23 protein-coding genes and 1 tRNA gene are annotated in these 20,544 nt (G+C 66.3%); 6 read left to right on the plus strand and 18 right to left on the minus strand.

Annotation, left to right across the window (positions count from 1 at the left end; all coding sequences use genetic code 11):
• Positions 1-53: 53 nt before the first annotated feature.
• From Q368_RS25520 to Q368_RS0103090, 8 genes are all read right to left on the minus strand, one after another.
• A complete protein-coding gene (locus Q368_RS25520) occupies positions 54-740 on the minus strand; it encodes a hypothetical protein (RefSeq protein WP_156955629.1) in 687 nt (228 codons plus the stop codon).
• A gap of 222 nt (positions 741-962) precedes the next feature.
• Positions 963-1,199 (minus strand): hypothetical protein, encoded by a 237-nt coding sequence (locus Q368_RS0103060; protein WP_029457260.1) that lies wholly within the window; start codon positions 1,197-1,199, stop codon positions 963-965.
• Positions 1,192-1,428, minus strand: coding sequence for a hypothetical protein (locus Q368_RS0103065; RefSeq protein WP_029457261.1), 237 nt, complete (start codon positions 1,426-1,428; stop codon positions 1,192-1,194). The genes Q368_RS0103060 and Q368_RS0103065 overlap by 8 nt, the downstream gene beginning before the upstream one ends.
• Positions 1,421-1,912 (minus strand): hypothetical protein, encoded by a 492-nt coding sequence (locus tag Q368_RS0103070; protein WP_029457262.1) that lies wholly within the window; start codon positions 1,910-1,912, stop codon positions 1,421-1,423. Before Q368_RS0103070 ends, Q368_RS0103065 begins: the two co-directional genes overlap by 8 nt.
• A 328-nt stretch (positions 1,913-2,240) precedes the next feature.
• Entirely contained in the window at positions 2,241-3,458 is a 1,218-nt protein-coding gene (locus Q368_RS0103075) for a tyrosine-type recombinase/integrase (RefSeq protein ID WP_029457263.1), read from the minus strand.
• Between the two features lie 191 nt (positions 3,459-3,649).
• Positions 3,650-3,739, minus strand: a tRNA-Ser gene (locus Q368_RS0103080).
• Positions 3,740-3,752: 13 nt separating this feature from the next.
• Entirely contained in the window at positions 3,753-4,457 is a 705-nt protein-coding gene (locus tag Q368_RS0103085) for a PilZ domain-containing protein (RefSeq protein WP_029457264.1), read from the minus strand.
• A 270-nt stretch (positions 4,458-4,727) separates the two neighbouring features.
• Entirely contained in the window at positions 4,728-5,690 is a 963-nt protein-coding gene (locus Q368_RS0103090; protein WP_029457265.1) for a chemotaxis protein, read from the minus strand.
• Positions 5,691-5,919: 229 nt separating this feature from the next.
• Here Q368_RS0103090 and Q368_RS0103095 point away from each other — a divergent pair, with 229 nt between their 5' ends.
• From Q368_RS0103095 to Q368_RS0103110, 4 genes are all read left to right on the plus strand, one after another.
• Positions 5,920-7,158, plus strand: coding sequence for a glycosyltransferase family 4 protein (locus tag Q368_RS0103095; RefSeq protein ID WP_029457266.1), 1,239 nt, complete (start codon positions 5,920-5,922; stop codon positions 7,156-7,158).
• A gap of 1 nt (position 7,159) precedes the next feature.
• A complete protein-coding gene (asnB, locus tag Q368_RS0103100) occupies positions 7,160-9,070 on the plus strand; it encodes an asparagine synthase (glutamine-hydrolyzing) (RefSeq protein WP_029457267.1) in 1,911 nt (636 codons plus the stop codon).
• Complete coding sequence (locus tag Q368_RS0103105) at positions 9,067-10,269, plus strand: MFS transporter (protein ID WP_029457268.1); 1,203 nt, start codon at positions 9,067-9,069, stop codon at positions 10,267-10,269. Before asnB ends, Q368_RS0103105 begins: the two co-directional genes overlap by 4 nt.
• 158 nt (positions 10,270-10,427) lie before the next feature.
• A complete protein-coding gene (locus Q368_RS0103110) occupies positions 10,428-11,315 on the plus strand; it encodes a hypothetical protein (protein ID WP_029457269.1) in 888 nt (295 codons plus the stop codon).
• Between the two features lie 27 nt (positions 11,316-11,342).
• Here Q368_RS0103110 and Q368_RS0103115 read toward each other — a convergent pair whose 3' ends face one another.
• Both Q368_RS0103115 and Q368_RS0103120 read right to left on the minus strand, forming a co-directional pair.
• A complete protein-coding gene (locus Q368_RS0103115) occupies positions 11,343-11,981 on the minus strand; it encodes a response regulator (protein ID WP_029457270.1) in 639 nt (212 codons plus the stop codon).
• Positions 11,982-11,995: 14 nt separating this feature from the next.
• Complete coding sequence (locus Q368_RS0103120) at positions 11,996-12,397, minus strand: response regulator (RefSeq protein WP_029457271.1); 402 nt, start codon at positions 12,395-12,397, stop codon at positions 11,996-11,998.
• 151 nt (positions 12,398-12,548) lie between these two features.
• On the opposite strand from Q368_RS0103120, the gene cysQ reads away from it, so the two are divergent.
• Positions 12,549-13,349 (plus strand): 3'(2'),5'-bisphosphate nucleotidase CysQ, encoded by an 801-nt coding sequence (gene cysQ, locus Q368_RS0103125; RefSeq protein WP_043784757.1) that lies wholly within the window; start codon positions 12,549-12,551, stop codon positions 13,347-13,349.
• A 15-nt stretch (positions 13,350-13,364) separates the two neighbouring features.
• On the opposite strand, the gene Q368_RS0103130 is transcribed toward cysQ, so the two are convergent.
• The gene (locus tag Q368_RS0103130) at positions 13,365-14,408 is read right to left on the minus strand and encodes an agmatine deiminase family protein (protein WP_029457273.1); all 1,044 of its coding nucleotides are present in this window, start codon (positions 14,406-14,408) and stop codon (positions 13,365-13,367) included.
• A 298-nt stretch (positions 14,409-14,706) separates the two neighbouring features.
• Here Q368_RS0103130 and Q368_RS0103135 point away from each other — a divergent pair, with 298 nt between their 5' ends.
• Complete coding sequence (locus Q368_RS0103135) at positions 14,707-15,558, plus strand: heterodisulfide reductase-related iron-sulfur binding cluster (RefSeq protein WP_029457274.1); 852 nt, start codon at positions 14,707-14,709, stop codon at positions 15,556-15,558.
• Here the strand turns inward: Q368_RS0103135 and Q368_RS0103140 are convergent.
• From Q368_RS0103140 to Q368_RS0103170, 7 genes are all read right to left on the minus strand, one after another.
• On the minus strand, positions 15,555-16,505 hold the full coding sequence (locus tag Q368_RS0103140) for a DMT family transporter (protein WP_029457275.1): 951 nt from the start codon (positions 16,503-16,505) through the stop codon (positions 15,555-15,557). The two genes, Q368_RS0103135 and Q368_RS0103140, sit on opposite strands and share 4 nt — an antisense overlap.
• A 38-nt stretch (positions 16,506-16,543) precedes the next feature.
• Complete coding sequence (locus tag Q368_RS0103145) at positions 16,544-17,101, minus strand: HD domain-containing protein (protein ID WP_029457276.1); 558 nt, start codon at positions 17,099-17,101, stop codon at positions 16,544-16,546.
• Entirely contained in the window at positions 17,098-17,358 is a 261-nt protein-coding gene (locus tag Q368_RS0103150; protein WP_029457277.1) for a hypothetical protein, read from the minus strand. The genes Q368_RS0103145 and Q368_RS0103150 overlap by 4 nt, the downstream gene beginning before the upstream one ends.
• A gap of 147 nt (positions 17,359-17,505) precedes the next feature.
• Positions 17,506-19,617, minus strand: coding sequence for a histidine kinase dimerization/phosphoacceptor domain -containing protein (locus Q368_RS0103155; RefSeq protein ID WP_029457278.1), 2,112 nt, complete (start codon positions 19,615-19,617; stop codon positions 17,506-17,508).
• A gap of 37 nt (positions 19,618-19,654) precedes the next feature.
• Positions 19,655-19,846, minus strand: a complete 192-nt coding sequence (locus Q368_RS0103160; RefSeq protein ID WP_029457279.1) for a hypothetical protein — start codon at positions 19,844-19,846, stop codon at positions 19,655-19,657.
• Complete coding sequence (locus tag Q368_RS0103165; RefSeq protein ID WP_029457280.1) at positions 19,837-20,214, minus strand: phage holin family protein; 378 nt, start codon at positions 20,212-20,214, stop codon at positions 19,837-19,839. The genes Q368_RS0103160 and Q368_RS0103165 overlap by 10 nt, the downstream gene beginning before the upstream one ends.
• A gap of 1 nt (position 20,215) precedes the next feature.
• On the minus strand, positions 20,216-20,521 hold the full coding sequence (locus Q368_RS0103170) for a DUF883 family protein (protein WP_029457281.1): 306 nt from the start codon (positions 20,519-20,521) through the stop codon (positions 20,216-20,218).
• Positions 20,522-20,544 lie beyond the last annotated feature (23 nt).

The following is a 20,544-nucleotide window of genomic DNA, read 5'->3' on the forward strand; positions in this document are numbered from 1 at the left end:
CTACTTAATTTATTATTTCAGTAAAATGCATGGCAAAATATTTGCAAACTTTCTCATGCTTTTCTGTCAATTCCCAGAACATTACACTTTTCGATGCACTCGTCAGTTCTTCTTAATAAATAATAGCAATAATCCCTATCATACGGCAATTCTGTATTTTTAGCGTGGAATATGTTTTCAATCTCACGGATTGCTTTAATTTTTGTGCCACGCTTTCCTCCAAGTTCATAAACACAATCCCAGAGCCATAAGCCAATGGCACGGGATAAATCGCTGTTGTTGCAAACAACATCTCTCTCTTCTTTGTGACAACATTTTTCTATAATATATATTGGTTTATTGTATATTGACACTGGCCCATCGTTTGCGCCTTCTTGTCGTTTATCGTTCTTTATGGTTTCGATAGTAGAAACTGGCCTACTTTTACCATTTAAAATATCTAGCATAAGCGATATTTGGTGTAGTATTTTTTCTTTTGATCCGCGCCAATTTATTTCAGCAAGCAATAAATCGGGCTTGACAGTAAACTCTACTAAGTACTGATCTGGCGGGTCCCAGGTGTATGCTGTTGGCTTGAACGTCTTAGTTGCAATCTGTTGAATTATCTCTACAGGCTTAGGGCCATACTCTGCGTGAAAAAGCGGAGGACAGCCCTCTGCGTGCAGAATAGATGTGACAGAATCATCTTCTTTGGATAATTTCTGTAGTTTTTCGAGTTCAATAGCGCGTTGGTTTTGCACTCTTTTGTTTCGTTTTATGTATTGAATTTTCCAGAATAAAAGGTTGTCCTCTGTCACAAACGGATTGTCATTGTCATCGTCTACTGACGTTCCCTCGTAAAAACGGATTATACACATTTTAAGCCCCCTCAGCTTGCCCCTATCAAAAATCCCCGCCCAGGCCGGTAGGGTTCCGGCTTTTCAGGAGCTACCCTAGGGCGGGGAAATGTCTACGCAGTGCAGCTACAGGACCAAATACAGGCGCTTGGAGCACAGGCCGAAGATATGCGCCAAGGCGTAGCCGTCCGCCTCTGTCACCTCGGCGGTTCCGTCGCCCACCACGTTGAAGTACTCCTCGAAGAACCGGAACACGTTGGCCGCTGACGAAACCTCGACGTGGTAGTCAAGCTCTTCCTCGGGTTCGGTGGGGTTGGACTTCTGGCCGTCCTTCCCGATGCTGTGCAGCTGGGGCTTATCCATGGTCCGCCCCCTGGCCGATTATGGTGTTTTGCGCCTTGGCCGGGTCAAGGGCCTGCATCACTTTCTTGGCGTCGGCGGCGATGTCTTCCAACATGGCCCACATCGCGGTCATGTCCAATTCAGTCGGCACATGGGGGTAGAACTTCAGCAGTTCAGCCGTGAAGGATGCACGGGCGTAAATCTTGTCCGCCAGGAAATACGGCTCATGATCGGTGTTGACCTCAGGCATGGGATGCCCCCTCGGCTTCGGGCATCTTCTCCATGGTGGCCTCGACGACAGCGGCGACAGCCTCTTCGTGGGGGTAGGGTTCGGCGTACTTCTCTTTGTAGACCTCAAAAGCCTTGATGGCGGCCTCGCACATGAAGTTGCGGGCGGTCAGGCCATGCGGCATTTCCCGGGCCTCGGCCAACGCCTTGAAAAGCTCGACCTCGGAAAACGTCTCGGGTAGCAGCGGCCCCTTGCCCTCGGCAATCTCGGCCAGTTCCCGGGTCTTTTCGGGAAGGCCCTTCACCGTGTCGATCATTTCCCACATGGTCTTCTCGGCGTCTCGCACGGCCAGTTCCGCGCCCCGGATCGTCGGCTCCTTGCCCCCCAGCCCTTCGGCAATGAAGGACAAGCGGTCCACGAAATCCCGGAGGAATTCCGCCAGCCAGTCCACGCCGCGCACAACGTCTTCACCGAGCTTGCCGCCCTGATATTCCTTGTCGCTCATGGCCTAGACCTCCTGCTGATATGCGAAGTCACCGCACCAGCTATCCGCCGGCACCTCGGGCCAAACGCCCACATGCCCGTGCCCGCCCGTCACCTGTCCCGCGACAATCCACGGGGAACGCTTGTGGCAGGAATTGTCAAGCCTCCAGCGACATGCCGCGCACCGGGGCCGCTTGCTGGGACTTTTGCCGTACGATATGCCCGTCTCAGTCATGGCCGCACCTTCCTTTCAGGTCGGTTGTGATAAGGCCCTGGCCGGTGGAGCTAGCACCAGCCGGGGCCGATTTATAAGGTCCGCCCCCTTCAGGCGGATTCCTCCATGGTGGTGGTCATTCTCCCGCCGTCGCGTGCAGAGGCGTCACCTTCGCCCCGGCCTTGAGCGTGTCCAAGTAGTCGGCCCACGACTGCATCATGCGGCGGCGCTCGGGCAGATGTTCAGCGAAATTGTAGGCCGCTCGGACGGCATTGCGCTCTGCATGGGCAAGCTGGCGTTCGATGGCGTCACGGTTCCATCCCAATTCATTGAGCAGGGTAGAAGCCATGGAGCGGAAGCCGTGGCCGGTCATTTCGTCCTTGGTGTAGCCCATGCGGCGCAGGGCGGCCAAGACGGTGTTCTCGCTCATGGCCCGGGATGAGGACCGCACGGACGGGAACACATACTTGCCCGCCCCGGTCAGGGGATGCAGTTCCCGCAGGATGGCGATTGCTTGAGTGGAAAGAGGCACGATATGTTGCTCTTTCATTTTCATCTTGGGGCCTGGGATGCGCCATTCTGCCTTGTCGAAGTCTATCTCCGACCACTCCGCATGGCGCAGTTCACCCGGCCGTACAAATACCAACGGAGCCAACCGCAGGGCACATAGGACCATGAAGGCCCCTTGATAACCATCTATGGCCCGCAGGAGTTGCGCTACGGCCTTGGGGTCCGTGATGCTGGCGTGATGCTTCTCCCTGGCAGGCGGCAATGACCCGCGCAGATCGGCGGCAATGTCCCGGTCAGCCTGTCCCGTGGCGATGGCATAGCGGAAGATTTGACCGCACATTTGCAGGATGCGGCGGGCGCTTTCCACGGCTCCCCGTCCTTCGATGAGGCGGACGGCGGCCAACAATTCGGGGGCGGTAATGTCGCGGATGGGGCGGGGGCCAAGAGAAGGGAAGACGTTTTTTTCAAGCCGCTGGATCACGTCCAGGGAATGGGAAGGCGACCACTTGGGCTTGAAGCGTTCGTACCACTCCCGGGCCACGTGCTCGAAGGTCAGGGCCTCGGCGGCAGCTTCGGCCTTTTCTTCCTGGCGGATTTTGCTCGGGTCTATACCTTGGGCAAGGTGCTTACGGGCGGCGTCGCGTCGCTCCCGGGCATCCTTGAGGGACACGTCAGGGTAGACGCCGAGGGAGAGCATGTTTTCCTTCCCCTGGAAGGTGTAGCGCAGACGCCACCACTTACCGCCCTTGGGGCTGACTTCGAGGTAAAGGCCGCGTTCATCGCGGAGACGGACAGTCTTGGCGCTCGGCTTGGCATTTCTTACGGCAAGATCGGTAAGAGGCATGTGGACCTCCATCCAGGCAGGGCCTAGGTTTTGACGGTTACCCGTCTACCCAAAACGCCTACCCGGATAGCTACCCGCCTGTTACCCGGATGTCAAACGACCAAACTGGACCCCATCGGACCTCGTTAGGCCGGTTCTACGCTGGAATCACTGATTTTTTGGATCGTATCGGACTTGGCTGGATCATCATTTGGCGGAGGGAGAGGGATTCGAACCCCCGGACGGGTCGCCCCGTCAATGGTTTTCAAGACCACCGCCTTAAACCGCTCGGCCATCCCTCCGTGCAAGCGCTACCTAAAGGGCTTTGTCCTTTGAGGCAACCTCGAAATCCACCGGCTCGCAGCCCAGGCGGCCGAGCTCCTTGTAGAGCGCCTCGGGGATGTCCAGAAAAGCCAGCCCAACGCCCGGGGCCACGCGTCGCAGGCCCCAGGGCTCGTGCCACGCCACCCGCGCCCGCGTGGTCTCCTCCGTCACGTCCGGAAACTCCACCCAGGCGGTATCGCCCAGGGTCCAGTCGCTCGCGGTATGGAGGAAACAACCCAGGTAGGAAACATTGATCGTGGACGTGCGCTCCCCCCGGCCGCTGCCGTCCGGCGGCGTGCGCCAGAGCACTGCCGGCAGGTGCGCCTCCACACGCTCCCCGCGCCGCATCCCCCGCGGCAGGAAGTCCCGGCAGGCCGCCACGAACACCGACAGCCCGTCGCGCGAGCCCGGTCCCGCGTTGTTGCCCAGGGCGTAGACCATGCCCGTTGCCGGGTCGAGCTTGAGCCGCGCCGAAGGATAGATTTCCGTCAGGGATTGCAACAGCCGGCGGTCGAGATCCTTGGCCCGCACCAGGGTCGGCACGTCGAAGAGCACGCCGTTGTACCGGCAGTGCCGCGTGGCGGCCTGCAATTCTTCCGATGTCCGGGCCACGTCGCACGCGGCCCCGAGGGCGGCCAGTTCCTCGCTGTAGCGGTCCCTGGCCCGGTCGTCGCGGACAACAAGCAACATCCGCATGGGAAACGCCTCGTCTGCACAACTGTGGTTTGCGGACAAACATTCCGCCCGCAAGGCGCGTCGCAGTCCACGCCTTCGGGGTTCGAGTTCCTACGCCCGGAGGGTGACGGTTCGTTGAAAACGCCGCAGCGAATGCGCCTGGAAACTGTAAAAGAGCCCCGAATCGGGTTGCGGACGCACTTGCGTTGCGCCGCAAGCGATCCGAACGCCGCCGCCGTGCGCCCGCCGGACGCCTCAGGCGCGCCGCTTGCCTCTTGCCGCTGCGCCGCGCTAACGCCGCTCCTCGATGAGCTTGCGCGCCCGCTCGGCCAGGGTGCCCACCTCGGGCTTGGTCACCTGGTCGTCCGCGCCCACCGAAAGGCCCTTGTGGTAGAGCTGGTCGTTTATCAGCGACGAGAACAGCACCACCGGCAAGTCCTTGAGCACCGGGTCGTCCTTGATCTTGCGGCAAAGGGTGTGCCCGTCCATCGATGGCATTTCGATGTCGGTCACGACGAGATTGACGTTGTGCGCGAGCGGCACGCCGTTTTTGACCGTCTCTTCCTTCCAGGCCATGAGCCGGTCCCAGGCGTTTTGGCCGTTGATATCCTGCAACACCTCGAAGCCGTCCTTCTCCAGGTAGGTGGCGATCAGCCGGCGGATCGAGTTGGAGTCGTCCACCACGAGGGTCTTGTAGGCCGAACGCTGGGGTTCGGGGATCGACGCCTCCTGCCTTTCCCGCTCGGTCTTCATGGCCAGGGCGGGGTTCAAGTCCCAGATGATCTGCTCCATGTCGAGCAGCAGCACGATGTGGTCCGGGAACTTCACCACGCCCGTGAAATTGTTGGCCGCAAACGAGGTCACGTAGCCCGAGGGCGGCTCCACCTCGGACCAGCTCAGGCGGTGGATGCGCGTGACGCCCGAAACCATGAAGGCGTTGATGACCTTGTTGAACTCCGAGACGATGACCTTGGTGTTGTCGTCGCGGGCCATGGGCTTGCCGAGCCACATGCTCAGGTCGATCAGCGGGATGACGCGGGAGCGCAGGTTGAACGTGCCGATCACGCACGGATGCGGCGTCTGCGGCATGCCGGTGACCTTGGGCAGGCGGATGATCTCCAGCACCTTGGCCACGTTGACGCCGTAATAAGCCCGGTACGGCTTGACGCCCTCTTCCGGCGCCTCGTCGATGTAGAATTCGATGATTTCGAGTTCGTTGGTCCCGGTTTCCAGGAGAATGTTGGTCTGCGCCATCGAGGTTCCCTGCCCGCTTGCCGTTATCGCCCCAAAATGCCAGCCGCCCCAGCCGCAGCTTCGGGCACGCCGCGCGCGGCATATCCCAACCCTATGCTTAGCCGTAAGCCGCCCGGGGCGCAAGCGCTTTGCGCCGTTTCGCCTTCTCGGCTTTACAGCGCGCCGCTCCCTGGACTACATAGCCGCCGTTGTCCGGAAACGCCAAGCCCTCAGCAGGCGAGCATACGATTTGAGCCTCCCCAAAACCGCCTATATCCTTTTGTGGTATCCGCTGCCCTCCGAGACCTTCATCTTTCGGGAAGTGGAAAACGCCAAGGCCGCCGGCATGCCGTTTCGCGTCTACGCGCTCTACGGCGAGGCCGCCAAGCACCTTTCCCCCCAGATGCGCGAGGTCGCGCCGAGCGTCACGCGCCTGGGCATGGCCGCCGTCCCGCGCATCCTGGCCGATATGGCCTGGTGGGCGTTGCGCCGACCCGTGGAAACGGCGCGCATCCTCGCCGGTATTCCTTTCCGGCGCTGGAGCTGCCTGGAAGTGGCCGGCGAAAACGTCTGGGCCATGTGCGCCGGCTTCACCCTGGCCCGCAGGTTCCTGGCCGACGGCATCCGCCGCATCCACGCCGGCTGGGCCAACGGCCCGGCCACGGCCGCCTGGGTGGCCTCGCGCCTGTCCGGCATCCCCTTTTCCTTTTCCGCGCGCGCCGGCGACATCTACCCCCCGGACGGGGCGCTGGCCGAAAAGATGCGCGCCGCCGTGGCCATCCTCACCAACAACAAGGCCAACATCGCCTACCTCGCCGACACGGCCCCGGAGGCTGCGGGCAAGATCCGCCAGATCTACAACAGCCTGACCCTTGCCGGCAAAAGCCGCTCCCCGGTGCACATGGAGCCGCCGTACCGGCTGCTCGCGGTGGGGCGTTTCTGCCGCACCAAGGGCTTCGACGTGCTCATCGACGCCTGCGCCATCCTCTCGCGCCGGGGATTTCCCTACCAGCTCACCCTGGTCGGCGCGGGCATGCCCTGGCCCACGGCCGTCATCCGCCGCCGCGTCCGCATCCACGGCCTGCGCGCCCGCGTCTTCCTGCCCGGGTTCGTCAGCCACGACCGCATGGGCGAACTCTACGCCGCAAGCGACGTCTTCGTCATGCCGAGCGTCGTGCATCCCACCGGCGACCGCGACGGCATCCCCAACGTCATCATGGAGGCCCTGGCCCACGGCATTCCCGTGGTCGCCACGGATGTCTGCGGCATCCCGGAAGTGGTGGAGGACGGCGTCACGGGCCGGCTCGTGCGCCAGCGCGACCCCGAGGCCCTGGCCGACGCCGTCATGGACCTGGCCGCGAACCGCGACCGGGCCGTGGCCATGGCGCAAGCGGGCCGCGAACGCGTGGCCCGCATGTTCGACCCCGAGGCCAACACCCGGGCCATCCTCGATTTCTTCGCCCAGACGGCGGCGCAGGGCGTGCGCTGACATGTGCGGCATCGCCGGCTTCGTCTGGCCCCTGGCCGAGACGCCGCCCCCCGAACCCGAGCGCCTGGGCTGGCTTGCCGCCGCGACCGGCGCTTTGAGCCACCGCGGCCCGGACGGCGAGGGGTTGCTCCTCGAGGGCCACTGCGCCCTGGGCCACCGGCGGCTCTCCATCATCGACCTCGCCGCCGGCTCCCAGCCCATGGAGGACGCGGACGGCAGGGCGGTCGTCACCTTCAACGGCGAGATCTACAACTACCGGGAGCTCAAGGCCCGCTACGCCGCCCGGGGCTTCCGCTTCCGCACGAATTCCGACACCGAGGTGCTTCTTGCCGCCTGGCTCCTGGACGGGCCGGAGGGGCTCGACGCCCTGGAAGGGATGTTCGCCTTTGCGCTGTGGGACAAGGCCTCCCGCACGCTTTTCGCCGCACGCGACCGCTTCGGCAAAAAGCCCTTCTACTACACGGCGCAGGGGGGCGTGCTGGCCTTCGCCTCGGAGCTCTCCGCCTTCGAGAAGCTGCCGTTCCTGCGCCTGGAAACACCGCTGGCCGCGCTCATGCGCTTTGTCGCCTACGAATACGTGCCCACGCCCGAGACCATCTACAAGGGCGTCTACAAGCTCAAACCCGGCCACAGCCTGCTCTGGCGCGACGGCAAGCTCACCACCGCCTCCTACTGGGACATGCCCCTGCCCGGCCCCGCGCCCAAGGCCTCGGAAGAGGATTTGTGCGCCGAACTGCGCCTGCTGCTCGCCCAGGCCGTCAAGCGCCGGCTGGTGGCCGACGTGCCGCTCGGGGTCTTCCTCTCCGGCGGCATCGACTCCTCGACCGTGGCGGCGCTGACCGCCGGCATGGTCAGCCGCATCAAGACCTTCAGCATCGGCTTTTCCGAAGCCTCCTACGACGAGTCGCGCTACGCCCGCCTGGTCGCCCGCCGCTTCGCCACGGACCACCACGAGCGCATCCTTTCCGCCGACGCCTGCGGCTCGCTTCTGCCCGAGATCGTCGCCCGCTTCGACGAGCCCATGGCCGACCCGTCCATCGTGCCGACCTACCTGCTGTCCCAGGTCACGCGCGAAAACGTCACCGTGGCCCTTGGCGGCGACGGCCCGGACGAGCTTTTCTACGGCTACGAATATTTCCCGGCCTTCAACCTGGCCGCGGCCTACGACCGCCTGCCGGCGTTCGCCCGCAAGCGGGTCATCGAGCCGCTGACGAAACTCCTGCCGCACTCGGCCGGCTACGTGAACCCGCGCTTCGTCGCGGACACGTTTCTTGCCGGGGCTGTGGCCCCGAAGTGGCTTCGCGTGCAGACCTGGCTTTCCGCCTTCACCGCCGAGGCGCAGGCGCACCTGTGGCGGGAGCCCGTGCCGGGGCTGCTCGATCCCGCGAACCTTTTCGCGCCCACGCGCGCGCTGTTCGAGGCCTATCCCGCGCAGGACCCCCTGGCCCGGGTCGGCTACGTCTTCGCCCGCCAGTACATGCTCGACTACATCCTGGTGAAGGTGGACCGCTGCTCCATGATGCATTCGCTGGAGGCGCGCGCGCCCTTTCTCGACCGCGACGTGGCCGAGTTCGTCTGCCGCCTGCCCGCGCGCTACAAGCTGCGGGGAACCAACCGCAAGTACATTCTCAAAAAAGCCGTGGCGGACTTGCTGCCCAAGGAAATTCTCGGCCGGGGCAAGCGCGGCTTTCTCATTCCGGTGGCGTCCTGGCTGCGCGGCCAACTGCGGCCGCAGGTGGACATGCTCCTTGGCGAAAAGCACCTGCGCGAGCAGGGCATTTTCGATCCCAGGGAAGTCGGCCGCCTCGTCGCCGACCATGCCTCGGGCGCGGCCGACCACCGCAAGAAACTCTGGACGCTCCTGGTCCTGCAACTGTGGCTCAGTAGCCGCAAACCGAGCATCATCCCGTGAAGCCACACCTCGATCCGGCCCGGCCGGAACACGCCCTCACCCGCACGGCCCTTCGCGCCTCGGGCAGGGCGGACATCCTGCTTTTCCTGCTCGTGTCCACCATCGCCTCCACGGCCGGCATCCAGGCCTGGCAGACGCTCATCAACAACTTCGCCGTGGATTCGGCCCACCTCGGGGCCGACGCCGTCGGCTTCGTCCAGTCCATCCGCGAGGTGCCGGGCTTTCTCTCCATGCTCGTCATCTACGTGCTGTTTGTCCTCAGCGAGCAGCGCGCCGCCTCGCTGTCCATCCTGGTGCTCGGCATCGGGCTTGCGGCCACGGGCTATTTCCCGAGCTTCTGGGGCCTCACGCTGACGACCCTCGTCATGTCCACGGGCTTTCACTACTACGAGCCCCTCAACCAGTCGCTCACCCTGCAGCAGTTCAACACCTTCGAGGCTCCGGTCGTCCTTTCGCGCGTGCGCGCCGTGGGGGCCCTGGCCAATATCGCCGTCGGCATCCTCATCTATTTCCTTTCCGACGCCATGGGCTACAAAGGCATGTTCGCCCTGGTCGGGGCCCTCGTCGCGGCCGTGGGCGTGTGGGGACTTTGCAAGAAGCCTTGCGAGACGCACGGCGCGCCCCAGAAAAAGAAGATGTACCTGCGTCGCAAATACTGGCTCTATTACGTGCTCACATTCCTCGAGGGCTCGCGCCGCCAGATCTTCATCGTCTTCGCCGTGTTCCTGCTGGTCAAGAAATTCGACTATTCCATCCAGGCCATTTCCATCCTTTTCATCATCAACAACGCCATCAACTACTTCCTCAACCCCTTGATCGGCCGGGCCATCAACCGTTTCGGCGAGCGCCAGCTGCTCACCGTCGAATACGCCGGCATGATCCTCGTCTTCCTCACCTACGCCTACACCGATTCCCACATCGTGGCCGGCATCATGTACGTCCTCGATTTCCTCATCTTCAATTTTAACGTGGGCGTGCGCACCTACTACCAGAAGATCGCCGCGCCTGAAGACATGGCCTCGGGCATGGCCATGGGCTTCACCATCAACCACATCGCCGCCGTGGTCGTGCCCGTGCTCGGCGGCGTGCTGTGGATGGTCGATTACAAGATTCCGTTCTTCATCGGCGTGGGCCTCGGCGCCGTCTCCCTGGCGCTCACCCAGTGCATCCGCATCCCGGCCAAACCTGCCGCGAGATGATTGGGGGGAGACGCCTCCGGCGGCCAGGAGGGGCCGGGGGCCCCTCCTGGACCACCCCGTATGGTGCGCCGTGCCCTTAGGCCGGTTCGCGTGGAAGAGGCCTAAGGGACGCCGGAGACGTGTCCGATAGGCGGGTAGAGACTCCGCGGGAGGATGCCATGGCGGGCGCGCGCACGGGCTGGGTTCCGGCCCTGGAGCGGCTGGGGCTGCTCAAATATATCCTGGCAACGCTTTTTACCGGCCTCGCCTTCGTGCTGACCGCCGGGGCCTACTACTACGAAGAGCTTTCGCGCAGGCCGCCGCGCCTGCCCGCGCCGCCGGCCGCGCTTTTGGCCGCGCCCGTGCCGCCGCAGGCGTTTGCCCTGCGCGCCCCGGTTTCGCGCGCCGTGCGCTTTGCCGCTGCGCCCGAGGCTCCGGCCGGTTTCTCCTTCTACGACATCGGTTCCGGCGAGACGCCGCGCTCCCTGGCGGACAAGCTCGGCCGCAAGCGCTTCCGCGTCGGCCGCGACCGGGGCGAGTCCTGCGATTTCGCCCGGCCCCTGGCCCTGCCGGCCGCCGGGAGCGGGGCCGTGGCGGACTATATCCGCGAGCGCAGTCGGCAGTGCTGCGCCCTGGCGACGACCCTGCCCGGGCAGCTCGCCACCTACGCCTTTTCCCGCGACGCCGCCGGCGGCACGGATGCGGCCGGCCCCATCGCCGGCACGGCCGTCTTTTCCGGCGTCGGCGCGGGCCTGCTCACCATGAGCCTGCGCTTTACGGGCAATGCCGACGGCTACCAGGCGGCCATGACCAGACATTTGAGCGAACGCTTCGGGCCGCCGGCGGCCTCGGGCGCGGCGGGCGCGGCCTGGGCCCGCGACGGCGGCCTCGTGACCATGGCGCGAAAGGGCGCGACTCTGGCCGTGACGGCGTATTTCGCGGCCAACATCGAGCGCCACGCCGCCGCGGCGGTCAAGCTGGCCGGGCGGCCCGCGCCGCACGAGCCCGATGCGCCCGCGGCGCGGCGTCTGGCCCTGGCGGGACACGCGCAGGAGCGCATGCCGTAAGGGTAGGGAAGCGGAAAAGGACGGCGGTTACGGCGAGAGCCGCACCCAGCCGAGCAGGTTGCCGGACGCGTCTTCGCAGGGCGTGTCCCCGGCCTGGGGAAAGGCCGGCCGGCCCGGGAAGGCTTCGCTGAAAAGCTCGCCCGCGATGCTGTTGTCGGGATGGGAAAAAAGCACGCGGCCCTCGGGATCGACCACGACCAGCGGCGCGGCGCAGGCCGTCGCCACGGCGAAAAGCAGGCTGCGGTAGAGCGCGGCCACGGCGTCCGTAGGGCAGGGCCGCTCGCGCTGGCGGCGCGTGATGGCCATTTCGAGGTTGGCCTTGAGGTCCAGGAGCTTGACCGGCTTTTGGATGTAGCCCGCCGCGCCGGTCGCGGCCACGCGGTCCATGATGTCGCGGTCCATGGCCGCCGTGAGGAAGATCACCGGCGCGCCCACGGATTCGATGATCGCCTTGGCCGCCGCCACGCCGTCCATGGCCCCGGCCAGGTTGATGTCCATGAGCACCACGTCCGGGGCGTGCAGCGCGGCCCCGGTCACGGCGTCCTCGCCGGTTTCGATCACGGCGCACACGCCGTAGCCCAGGCGGGCCAGGATCTTGGCCGCGATCCGGGCCGAGAGCGGGTCGTCCTCGACGATGAGCACCCTGCGGCGGACCGCGTCATCCATGGCGGCGTCCGGAATCAGCTTTTTTCGGAAAGCTGGATTTTTTTGTGGGCGTCCTGGATCTTGTAGTACAGGTCGTCCATTTCCGCCGGCTTCATGAGGTAGTCGAAGGCCCCTTGCTCCATGCCGCGTATGGCCACGTCCACGTTGGCGTGGCCGGTCAGCATGATGACCTCCACCCGGGGATGGGCCTGCTTGATGCGCGAAAGCGTTTCCATGCCGTCCATGCCCGGCATCTTGACGTCCAGCAGGACGACGTCGATGGGGTTGGCCGCCAGGGTTTCCAGGGCTTGTTCCCCGCTGTTCGCCGTCAGCACCGAAAGCCCCCTGCGCGACAGCCGCTTGCGCAGCGTGTCCACGTAGCTTTCCTCGTCATCGACCAGAAGCACCCGCACCGCTGCTGCCTCGCTCACGAATATCCCTCCGCTTGGACGTGCCGACGATGCCGTTTCATAGCCGCGCGTCCGCCGAAAAGCAACCGCGCCCGGTCCCGCTCCCGGCCGCCGCCGCTATTGACGCCGTTTCCCGCCGGCTTGATAGTGGCTGCCATTCCACGATCCGGGAGTCCCCATGCACGACCTCGACCTCTCCGCCCTTGGCGGCATCGCCCGGCTGGCCGGCCAGGCGATCCTGGACATCGCCCGTTCCGGCTTTGCCGTCACGGAAAAGGAGGACCAATCGCCCGTGACCGCGGCGGACACGGCGTCAAGCGGCATCATCCTGGCCGGGCTCGCCCAGGTCTTTCCCGGCCTGCCGGTCGTGTGCGAGGAAACCGAGGATGCGCCCTATGCCGCGCGGCGCACTTGGAAGCGCTTTTTCCTGGTCGATCCCCTGGACGGCACCAAGGAGTTCATCCGGCGTACGGACGAGTACTGCGTCCTGATCGCCCTGATCGAGAAGGGTTCTCCCGTGTACGGCGTGGTGTACGCCCCGGCCACGGACACGCTTTTCTGCGGTGGCCCGGGCATCCCCTCCGTGCGCCGCGTGGCCGGCGGCCCGGCCGAGCCGATCCGCGCCGTGCCGCCCGCGCCCGGCGAGGAGATTTGCGTCATGGCCAGCCGCTCCCATCCCGACCCGGGACTGGCCGCGTATTTGCGCCGCTTTCCCGCCGTGCGCCAGACCAGCCGGGGCAGCGCCCTCAAGCTCGCCGCCCTGGCCATGGGCGCGTGCCATCTCTATCCCCGTCTGGGGCCGACCATGGAATGGGACATCGCCGCCGGCCATGCGCTGCTTCTCGGCGCGGGCGGGGAACTGACCGCCTATGACGGCTCGCCTTTTCTCTACAACAAGCCCGATCTGCGAAACGGTCCCTTTGTCGCGCGTTCGTTTCCCGGCGAGACGATCGACGGCGTTTCAATTCTCAACGTCTAGCGGCAGAACGCAGTCTTACGCCGCCGGTTCCTCGTGGCTCAGGCAATGCACCGTGCCGAGGCCCCAGACGAGGTCCACGGCGTGGACGCCGACCACTTCGCGCCCGGGGAAGGCCTCGGCCAGGATGCCGAGGGCCAGCCGGTCGCTCGGGTCGTTGAAGGTGGGCACGAGCACGACGCGCTCGGCGATGAGGAAATTGGCGTAGCTGGCCGGCAGGCGCTGGCCGCGAAAGTGGAGCGGGCGCGGCATGGGCAGGTCCACGACCGTGAGCCTGCCGCCGTCCGCCAGGCGCGCGCCCAGAAGGCGCTCGCGGTTTTCGGCCAGGGGCCTGTGGTTGGCGTCGGCCGGGTCGTCCTCGCGGCAGAGCACGACCGTGTCGCGGGAGACGAAGCGGCACAAATCGTCCACGTGGCCGTGGGTGTCGTCGCCGGCGATGCCGCGCCCGAGCCAGAGCACGTTTTTCGTGCCGAGGTAGTTGCGGAACACCGTCTCGTAGTCCCCGCGCGAAAACCCGGGATTGCGCACCTGCACGGCCGCGTCCAGCAGGCATTCCTCGGTGGTGAGCACGTCCCCCGCGCCGTTGCCGTCCATGGCCCCGCCTTCGAGGACCACGTGCCGGCCGTGATGCAGGGCCGGCACGACCTCCATGCCGCGCTGTCGGCACACGGCCGGCCCCACGGCGTTGTCCAGGGCATGGTCCGGGTACTTGGCCCAGCCCGTGAACGCGCAGTCCACGGCCACGATGCCCCCTCCCTCGCGCACGAAAAAGGGCATGAAATCCCGGGTCCAGCCCCGGTCCATGGGCGCGGTGAAAAAGGCGATGCGCCCCATGTCCGCGCCGACGTCGCGCAGCACGCGCCGTGCGGCGGCCTCCTGGCGCGCGTCGCGCACGAGCAGGCGCACCGTTTCGCCTGCGCGCGAGAGCGCACGCAGCATTTCGCCGTACACCCAGGCGATGGGCGCGAACTTGCCCGGCCAGTCCGAGGCGTTGCCCGGCCATGCCAGCCATACCGCCGCATGCCGGTCGAATTCCGCCGGCCAGATGAAGTTACGATCCATGGCGTCCTTTGCGGGAGGAGCGGGGGAGGGAACCTTTTGTTGCAAAACAAGGTTTCCTCCCCCGAACCCCCTCCTTCCCAAAAAACTCTTAAAGGGGTGGAGTGGGGCGCAGCCGCCTGTATGGTGCGCCCGTCCTTGCGGGCAGGAGTAGGGCAGGCGGGGGGGAAGGGCAAGGGGGAAGTGGTGGGGGCCGGCCCGCTCCTTGCCGACGGCGACGGACGCGGCTAAAGGGGGCAGCGGACGGGAAGGTTCGCGGTTGCGAACCGGCTTTCCGGCAAAGAAGCGCAAGGAGACGGGCATGAGCGAAAAAACGGAAAAACCCGGGCAGGCCGACTGGGTGGCCAAGGCGGCCGCCGGCCGCAGCCTCGACGCGCAGATCGCCGCCGTGCGCGAGCAGGGCAATCACGGCGCGCCGTCCCTGCTGCGGGCCATGGCCCTGGGGGCAAACGGCGTGGGCCGGCCGGCGGTTGCGGCGCGAAACGCCCTCGTCTTCGGCTGCTACCGTCCGTTCAGCACGCCGTACATCGTGCGCGACGCCGTGGCGTTGCTGACGCGGCTCGGCGTCGATTTCACCTGGCTCGAAAAGGAATACTGCTGCGGCCTGCCCCTGCTCCATCAGGCCGGAAGGGAGCGGTCGGACGAGGTCATGGACGTGGCCCGGGAGTCGGTCCGGGCCAACCGGGACATGGCCGGGGAAAAGGGCGCGGACACGCTCGTCTACTGCTGCGCCGGCTGCGCCCATGCCGCCAAGGGGGCCTTGCCCGACGAGGCCCCCCGGCACGCCTACCTCCTCGATACGCTCCTCGACGCCCTGGTGGGCCGGCCGCTGCGGCTCGCGCCCCGGCGCGTCGCCTATTTCGAGGGCTGCCATACCTCCTACCGCAAGCCGTTTCCCGCCTCCGGCCTGGACTGGCCGCGTTATCGCGCGTTCCTCGACGGCGTGGCGGGCCTTACGGTGCAGGATGTTGCCGGGAACCTGTGCTGCAAGGTCGCGGCGGAGAAGATCGTGGCCTGGGTCGCGTCGCAGGGCCTGGACACCCTGGTCTGCGCCTGCTCCGGCTGCAACGTCGCCCTGCGCCAGGCCGGGGCCGGCCGCATCCGGGTCATGAGCTACCCGGAACTCCTCGTCGAGGCGGTGGGGGAAGTCTAAACTTGCCGGCAGACGTAGAGCACGAGCCCGGCGACGGCCAGGGCGATGCCGGCCGCGCCCAGGATGCCGGGCCAGGGGCCGGCCAGGAGCAGGGTTTCGCCCAGAAGCGAAAACACCACCTCCAGGGACTGGGTGGCGTCGGTCGCGGCCAGCTCGTAGGCGCTTTTGGCCAGGCTTCTGGCGCGCAGGAAAAGCGTGGTGGCGACCACGCCCGAAAAAAGCGCCACCAGCGCCGTCTGCACGATCTGGCCCGTGGCGGGCGGCGGGGGTTGCGTAAAGGCGACGAGCGCGATCCAGAAAGGGATCGAGCCGATGGTCAAAAGCAGCGTCGGCGCGCGCCCGGCGTCCAGGGCGGGCTGGTCGATGCGCGGAATGCGGGCGAGAAGGCCTTTTCCCCTCCCGCCGCCGTGGCGGGCCTCCCAGACCAACTGGTTGCCGAGCGGATAGGCGAAGGCGGCCACGAGCACCGCGGCCACGCCCCACAGGCTGCCCACGTCGGCGGCGCTTCGGGCCTGTTCCAGGTTGACCAGCACGATGCCCGCGAAAATGAGCGCCGTGAAAACGAGCCCCTTGGCCGGCACCCGCCGCCCGAGCAGGGCCAGCACCACGGGCGAGCACAGGATCGTTACCTGCCAGGTGGTGGCCACCACCCAGCCCGGGGAGAAAACCGACGCCAGCGTCACCCCGGCGTAGAACACGCCGAAGCCGACCGACCCGGCCAGGGTCCAGAAAAGGGGATGCGCGGCGAAAAGCGCGAGCGTGTCCCGCAGGCCGCGTACGCCCCCGGAAGCCAGCGTCCAGGCGACGAGGATCGGCAGCATGAAGGCGTAGCGCAGGCTGGCCGACCAGACCCAGGGGCCGCCGTCCAGACTCATCGCCCGGTTGAGCACGAAGGTGCTGGAAAAAAACAGGGCGGCCATGGCCCCCAGGATGAGCAGGCGGGCCACGAAACGCGCCTTCGGATCGTGCGCCATACAGGAGGGGATCAGGCCAGCCCGGTTTCGGCGGCGACCCCGGCGATGGCCGCGATGGCGATGGTCAGGAATTCGTCCAGGGAAAGCCCCGCCTTTTCGCATTCCAGGATGTTGGCGCGGCGGACGTTTGCGGCAAAGGCCTTGTCCTTCATCTTTTTCTTGATGCTTTTCGGGGCCATGCCGTTCATGCGGTCGGGGCGCACCAGGGCGGCGGCGCTGATGATGCCGGTGACGGATTCGGCGGCGCGCAGGGCGAAGTCGAAGGCGCTTTGCGGGGCCACACCCGTGTGCTCGTCGTTGTGGGCGGCGATGGCGTAGAGCGCTTCCTCGGGCAGCGCCCCCTCGGGCAGGGCCTCGCGCAGGGCCAGGCCGTGCCGGGCAGGCTCGGCGGCGGTGCGCGGATAATCCAGATCGTGGACGAGGCCGGTTATGCCCCAAAGCTCCGGATCGTGCCCCAGGCGTTCGGCCAGGGCGCGCATGACGGCCTCGGTCTGGCGGCCGTGGGCCAGGAGCCCGGGATTGGGGTGTTCGGCTGAAACCAGGGCCAGGGCGGATGCGCGGTCGATCATGAGGCGTCCTTGTCGGGTGCGGGCGGCAGGAGGGCGTCGAGGTCGGCGCGGATGTCCCGGGCCACGCGTTCGGCATAGGCCAGGGCGACGCGTTTGGCGTCCTCCAGGTTGGGAATCTTGTCCTTGAGCGAGCGTTTGCCGACCTGCACCTTCCAGCCCGGCGCGCCCATTTTCTCGTGGACCACGACCACGAGCAGGGCCCGGCCGAGGTTCAGGTAATGGGTGCTCTCGTCGTGTTTGGTCCATTCGGGAGCCATGGCACCTCCTGGGGAAACAGGCCGTACGCACAACATGCTAGCACGTTGCGTGGCGGGCGTCCCTCAAAAAATTCGCGGATTTTTCCAGGGAAGAGGCGCCGTGACAGCGCGCCGCCCGGGCGTATTGAAAAGGGGCCCCCAACGGCGTCAACGGGGAAAGCGCAGGGTGAACACGGCCCCTTCCGCGTCGTTGCCGCCATGCACCTCGCCGCCGAGCTGGCGGGCGAGGTTGGCGACGAGCTGCATGCCGAGGGTGCCTGTCGCCTCGAGGTCGAAATCCGGGGGCAGGCCCGGCCCGTCGTCGGCGACGATGATGGTCACGGTATGGGCATCGGCCTCGAGGCGCAGGCGCAGGATGCCGGCCGGGCGTCCCTGGAAGGCGTGTTTGTAGGCGTTGGTCAGCAGTTCGTTGAGGGCCAGGCCCGCGGGCACGGCTTTTTCGATGGGCACGTCCACGGAGGCGAGGCGGCAGTCGTAGGCGATGACCGGCGTCTTCTGGTCGTGCCCCAACAGGCGCGGCAGCAGTTCCTGGATGTAGTGGTCGAGGCGCACGCGCGCGAGGTCGTTCGAGCGATAAAGCTCCTCGTGGACCAGGGCCATGGAGGCGATGCGGCTGCGGCTTTCGCGAAAGCTCTCCAGGGCCACGGGGTCGTGGACGCGCTCTTCCTGGAGATAGAGCAGGCCGGAGATGATCTGGAGGTTATTCTTGACGCGGTGGTGGATTTCCTTGAGCAGGATGTCCTTTTCCCCCAGAGATTGGCGGAGTTTTTGTTGCGCGCGCACGCTCGCCGTGACGTCCCTGTCCACGCCGCGGTAGCCCTTGAACGCGCCGGTTTCGTCGTGCCAGGGCACGGCGCTCGTCAGGACGCAGCGCTTGTCGCCGTCGCGCGTGGCGCGCCAGGCCGTGAGGTCGCGGATGGGCGCACGGGCGGCCTTGGCCTGGGCAAACGCCGTCCGGAACGCGTCCTCCTCGCCAGGGGCCAGGAAATCGAAGGGGGTTTTGCCGAGCAGCGCGCCCGGTTCGCAGCCCAGCGTCCGGGCGACCTTCTCGCTGATGTAGACGTAGCGGTCCTCGTCGTCGGTTTCGAAGATCCAGTCGGCCATGCTCGAGGCGATGTGCCCCATGCGTTCCTGGCTCTGGCGCAGCGCAGACAGGGCCTGCTCCCGCGCGGCGTCGTGGGCGGCGAGCAGGCTCGCCATGGCATCGAGGTTCTTGGCTACCTTGGCGATGCCGGACTCGCCGTGGGGCAGGCCGGTGCGGGCGGCGAGGTCCCCTTGGCCGATGCGGCCGGCGGTATCGGCCAGGCGGTCCAGACGCTTGGCGATGACCGGACCGCCGAAGAACCAGGCCACGCACAGGGCGAGCAGGGCCGAGGCCGCCAGGAAGAACAGGTTGCCCGCCAGGGACTTGCGCGCCGCGCCGAGGACTGTGGCTTCGGGCAGGCCGACCACGAAATACATGTAGGGCGTCTGGTCCGGGCCAAGCGAGAGCCTTTGGAAGGCGTAGAAGCGCTTGAAGCCGTCGGAGCCCGGCAGCAACACCACGCCCTGGTTTTTGGGGCCCGCGGAGATGGCTTTCCACACCTCCTCCCGGATGGGAGCGCCCGGGGGGTTGGTGGGCGATTTGGGGCGGTAGTACAGGCGGATGCCCTGGTGGTCGGTGATGCCGAGGATCGAGCCAGCGGGCATGAGCATCCGGTCGAAGGCGTCGTCGAAATGCGACAGCTTGATGGAGGCGATGAGCACTCCGGCGATCTGCCCGTGTTCGTCCCGGAAAGGCAAGGCGTAGGGAAAGGCGGAATCGTATCCCGTGCGGCTGACGATGTATTCGCCCGCGCTGAAGCCCCCGGAGGTCATGGCGTCGATGACGTGCTTGCGGTCGGCGAGATTGACGCGGCCAAAGGGAAGGCCGGAGGCGAAGATGTCGCCGTGGCGGTCCACGGCCAGGATGTTGATGTAGAGGGGATTGTCGTTGAGCAGGGAGGCGAACAGCGCGCCGCAGGCGGCCGTGTTCATGCGCCTGACCTCGGGCATGGCGGCCAGGGTGGCGAGCAGAAGGCGCGTGCTCTCGGTGATGCGGGCCTGGGACTCGGCCATGGCCGCCGCGGCGCGCCGGGCTTCCATGGTGGCGTCGGCGACGAGGTGGCGGCGCTGCTTCACGCCGTCGTAGACCTGGAGGGTCAGGGCCGGCAGGACGGCCAGCAGGGCCAGGAGCACGAGTCCCGCCCGGATGGAGAGCGTCTGGGGAAAGCGTCTCACATGCCTCTCCCGCCATGATCGCGGCGCGATGGCCGGTTCAACGCCGGCGCAACAGGCCGAACAGCCGGGCGGCCAGGTCCCAGCCGTCGCGCAGGCGTGACCATTCCCGCGCCCCGCCGGCCTTGGCCATGCCCCATTCGACCTCGAGCAGCCGGCGCTCCAGCGCGGCGCGGGCACACAGGCGCTTCTTTTCGCCCTCAAGGGCGCGCAAACGGCCGTCTAGAAACATTCCCTGTCCTTTCGCAACTCCCGGACGCTCTCCGTGAAAAGGCGCGGGGCGCGTGCCAGCCGCCGCCGGACGCCGCACAGGAAGATCGCGCCCGCGCCGAGGGCCAGCACCGCGCCGCCGGCGGCCGCGAGCGCCCGGTAAGGGGGCGGCGTGGCCAGCACGGCGGCCAGGAGCGACAGTCCAAGGCCGAGAAGCAGCAGGCCGCAGCCGAGGCACGCCAGGATGCACAGCTGGACTAGGCGTACGGCGGCCTCCCGGGCCTCGACGCCGGCAAGCTCCAGGCGCGTGGCCAGGATGTCGGCCAGCACGCCGACGACGGCCGTGCCGGCCTCGAGCAGTTCGGCCAGGGGGCCGGGTCGTGCGGCCACGCTACTTCCTGCTCATGAACCAGCCAAGCAGCAGCCCGCCCAGGAACGCGCCGCCGATGACATGGTAGGGGCGTTCGCGCACCACGCGGTCGGCCGCGGCCGCGGCGTCCCCGAGGGCTTCGTCAAGGATGCCGTCGAGTTCCGCGTATTTTCCCTTGGCCACGGCCAACCGTTCTTCGAGTTGCGCCCGGGCTTTCTTGATGCGCTCGTCGGCTTCTCCCGCCGTGGCGTCAAGCAGCGCCCCGGCGTGGCGCGCGATCTCACGCAGTTCCTGCGTCGCTTCGTCGGCGTATGTCCTTCTGGCCATCGTGGAACCTCCGCAACAGGGGC

This window comes from Solidesulfovibrio alcoholivorans DSM 5433, from assembly GCF_000702665.1.
Lineage (GTDB): Bacteria > Desulfobacterota > Desulfovibrionia > Desulfovibrionales > Desulfovibrionaceae > Solidesulfovibrio > Solidesulfovibrio alcoholivorans.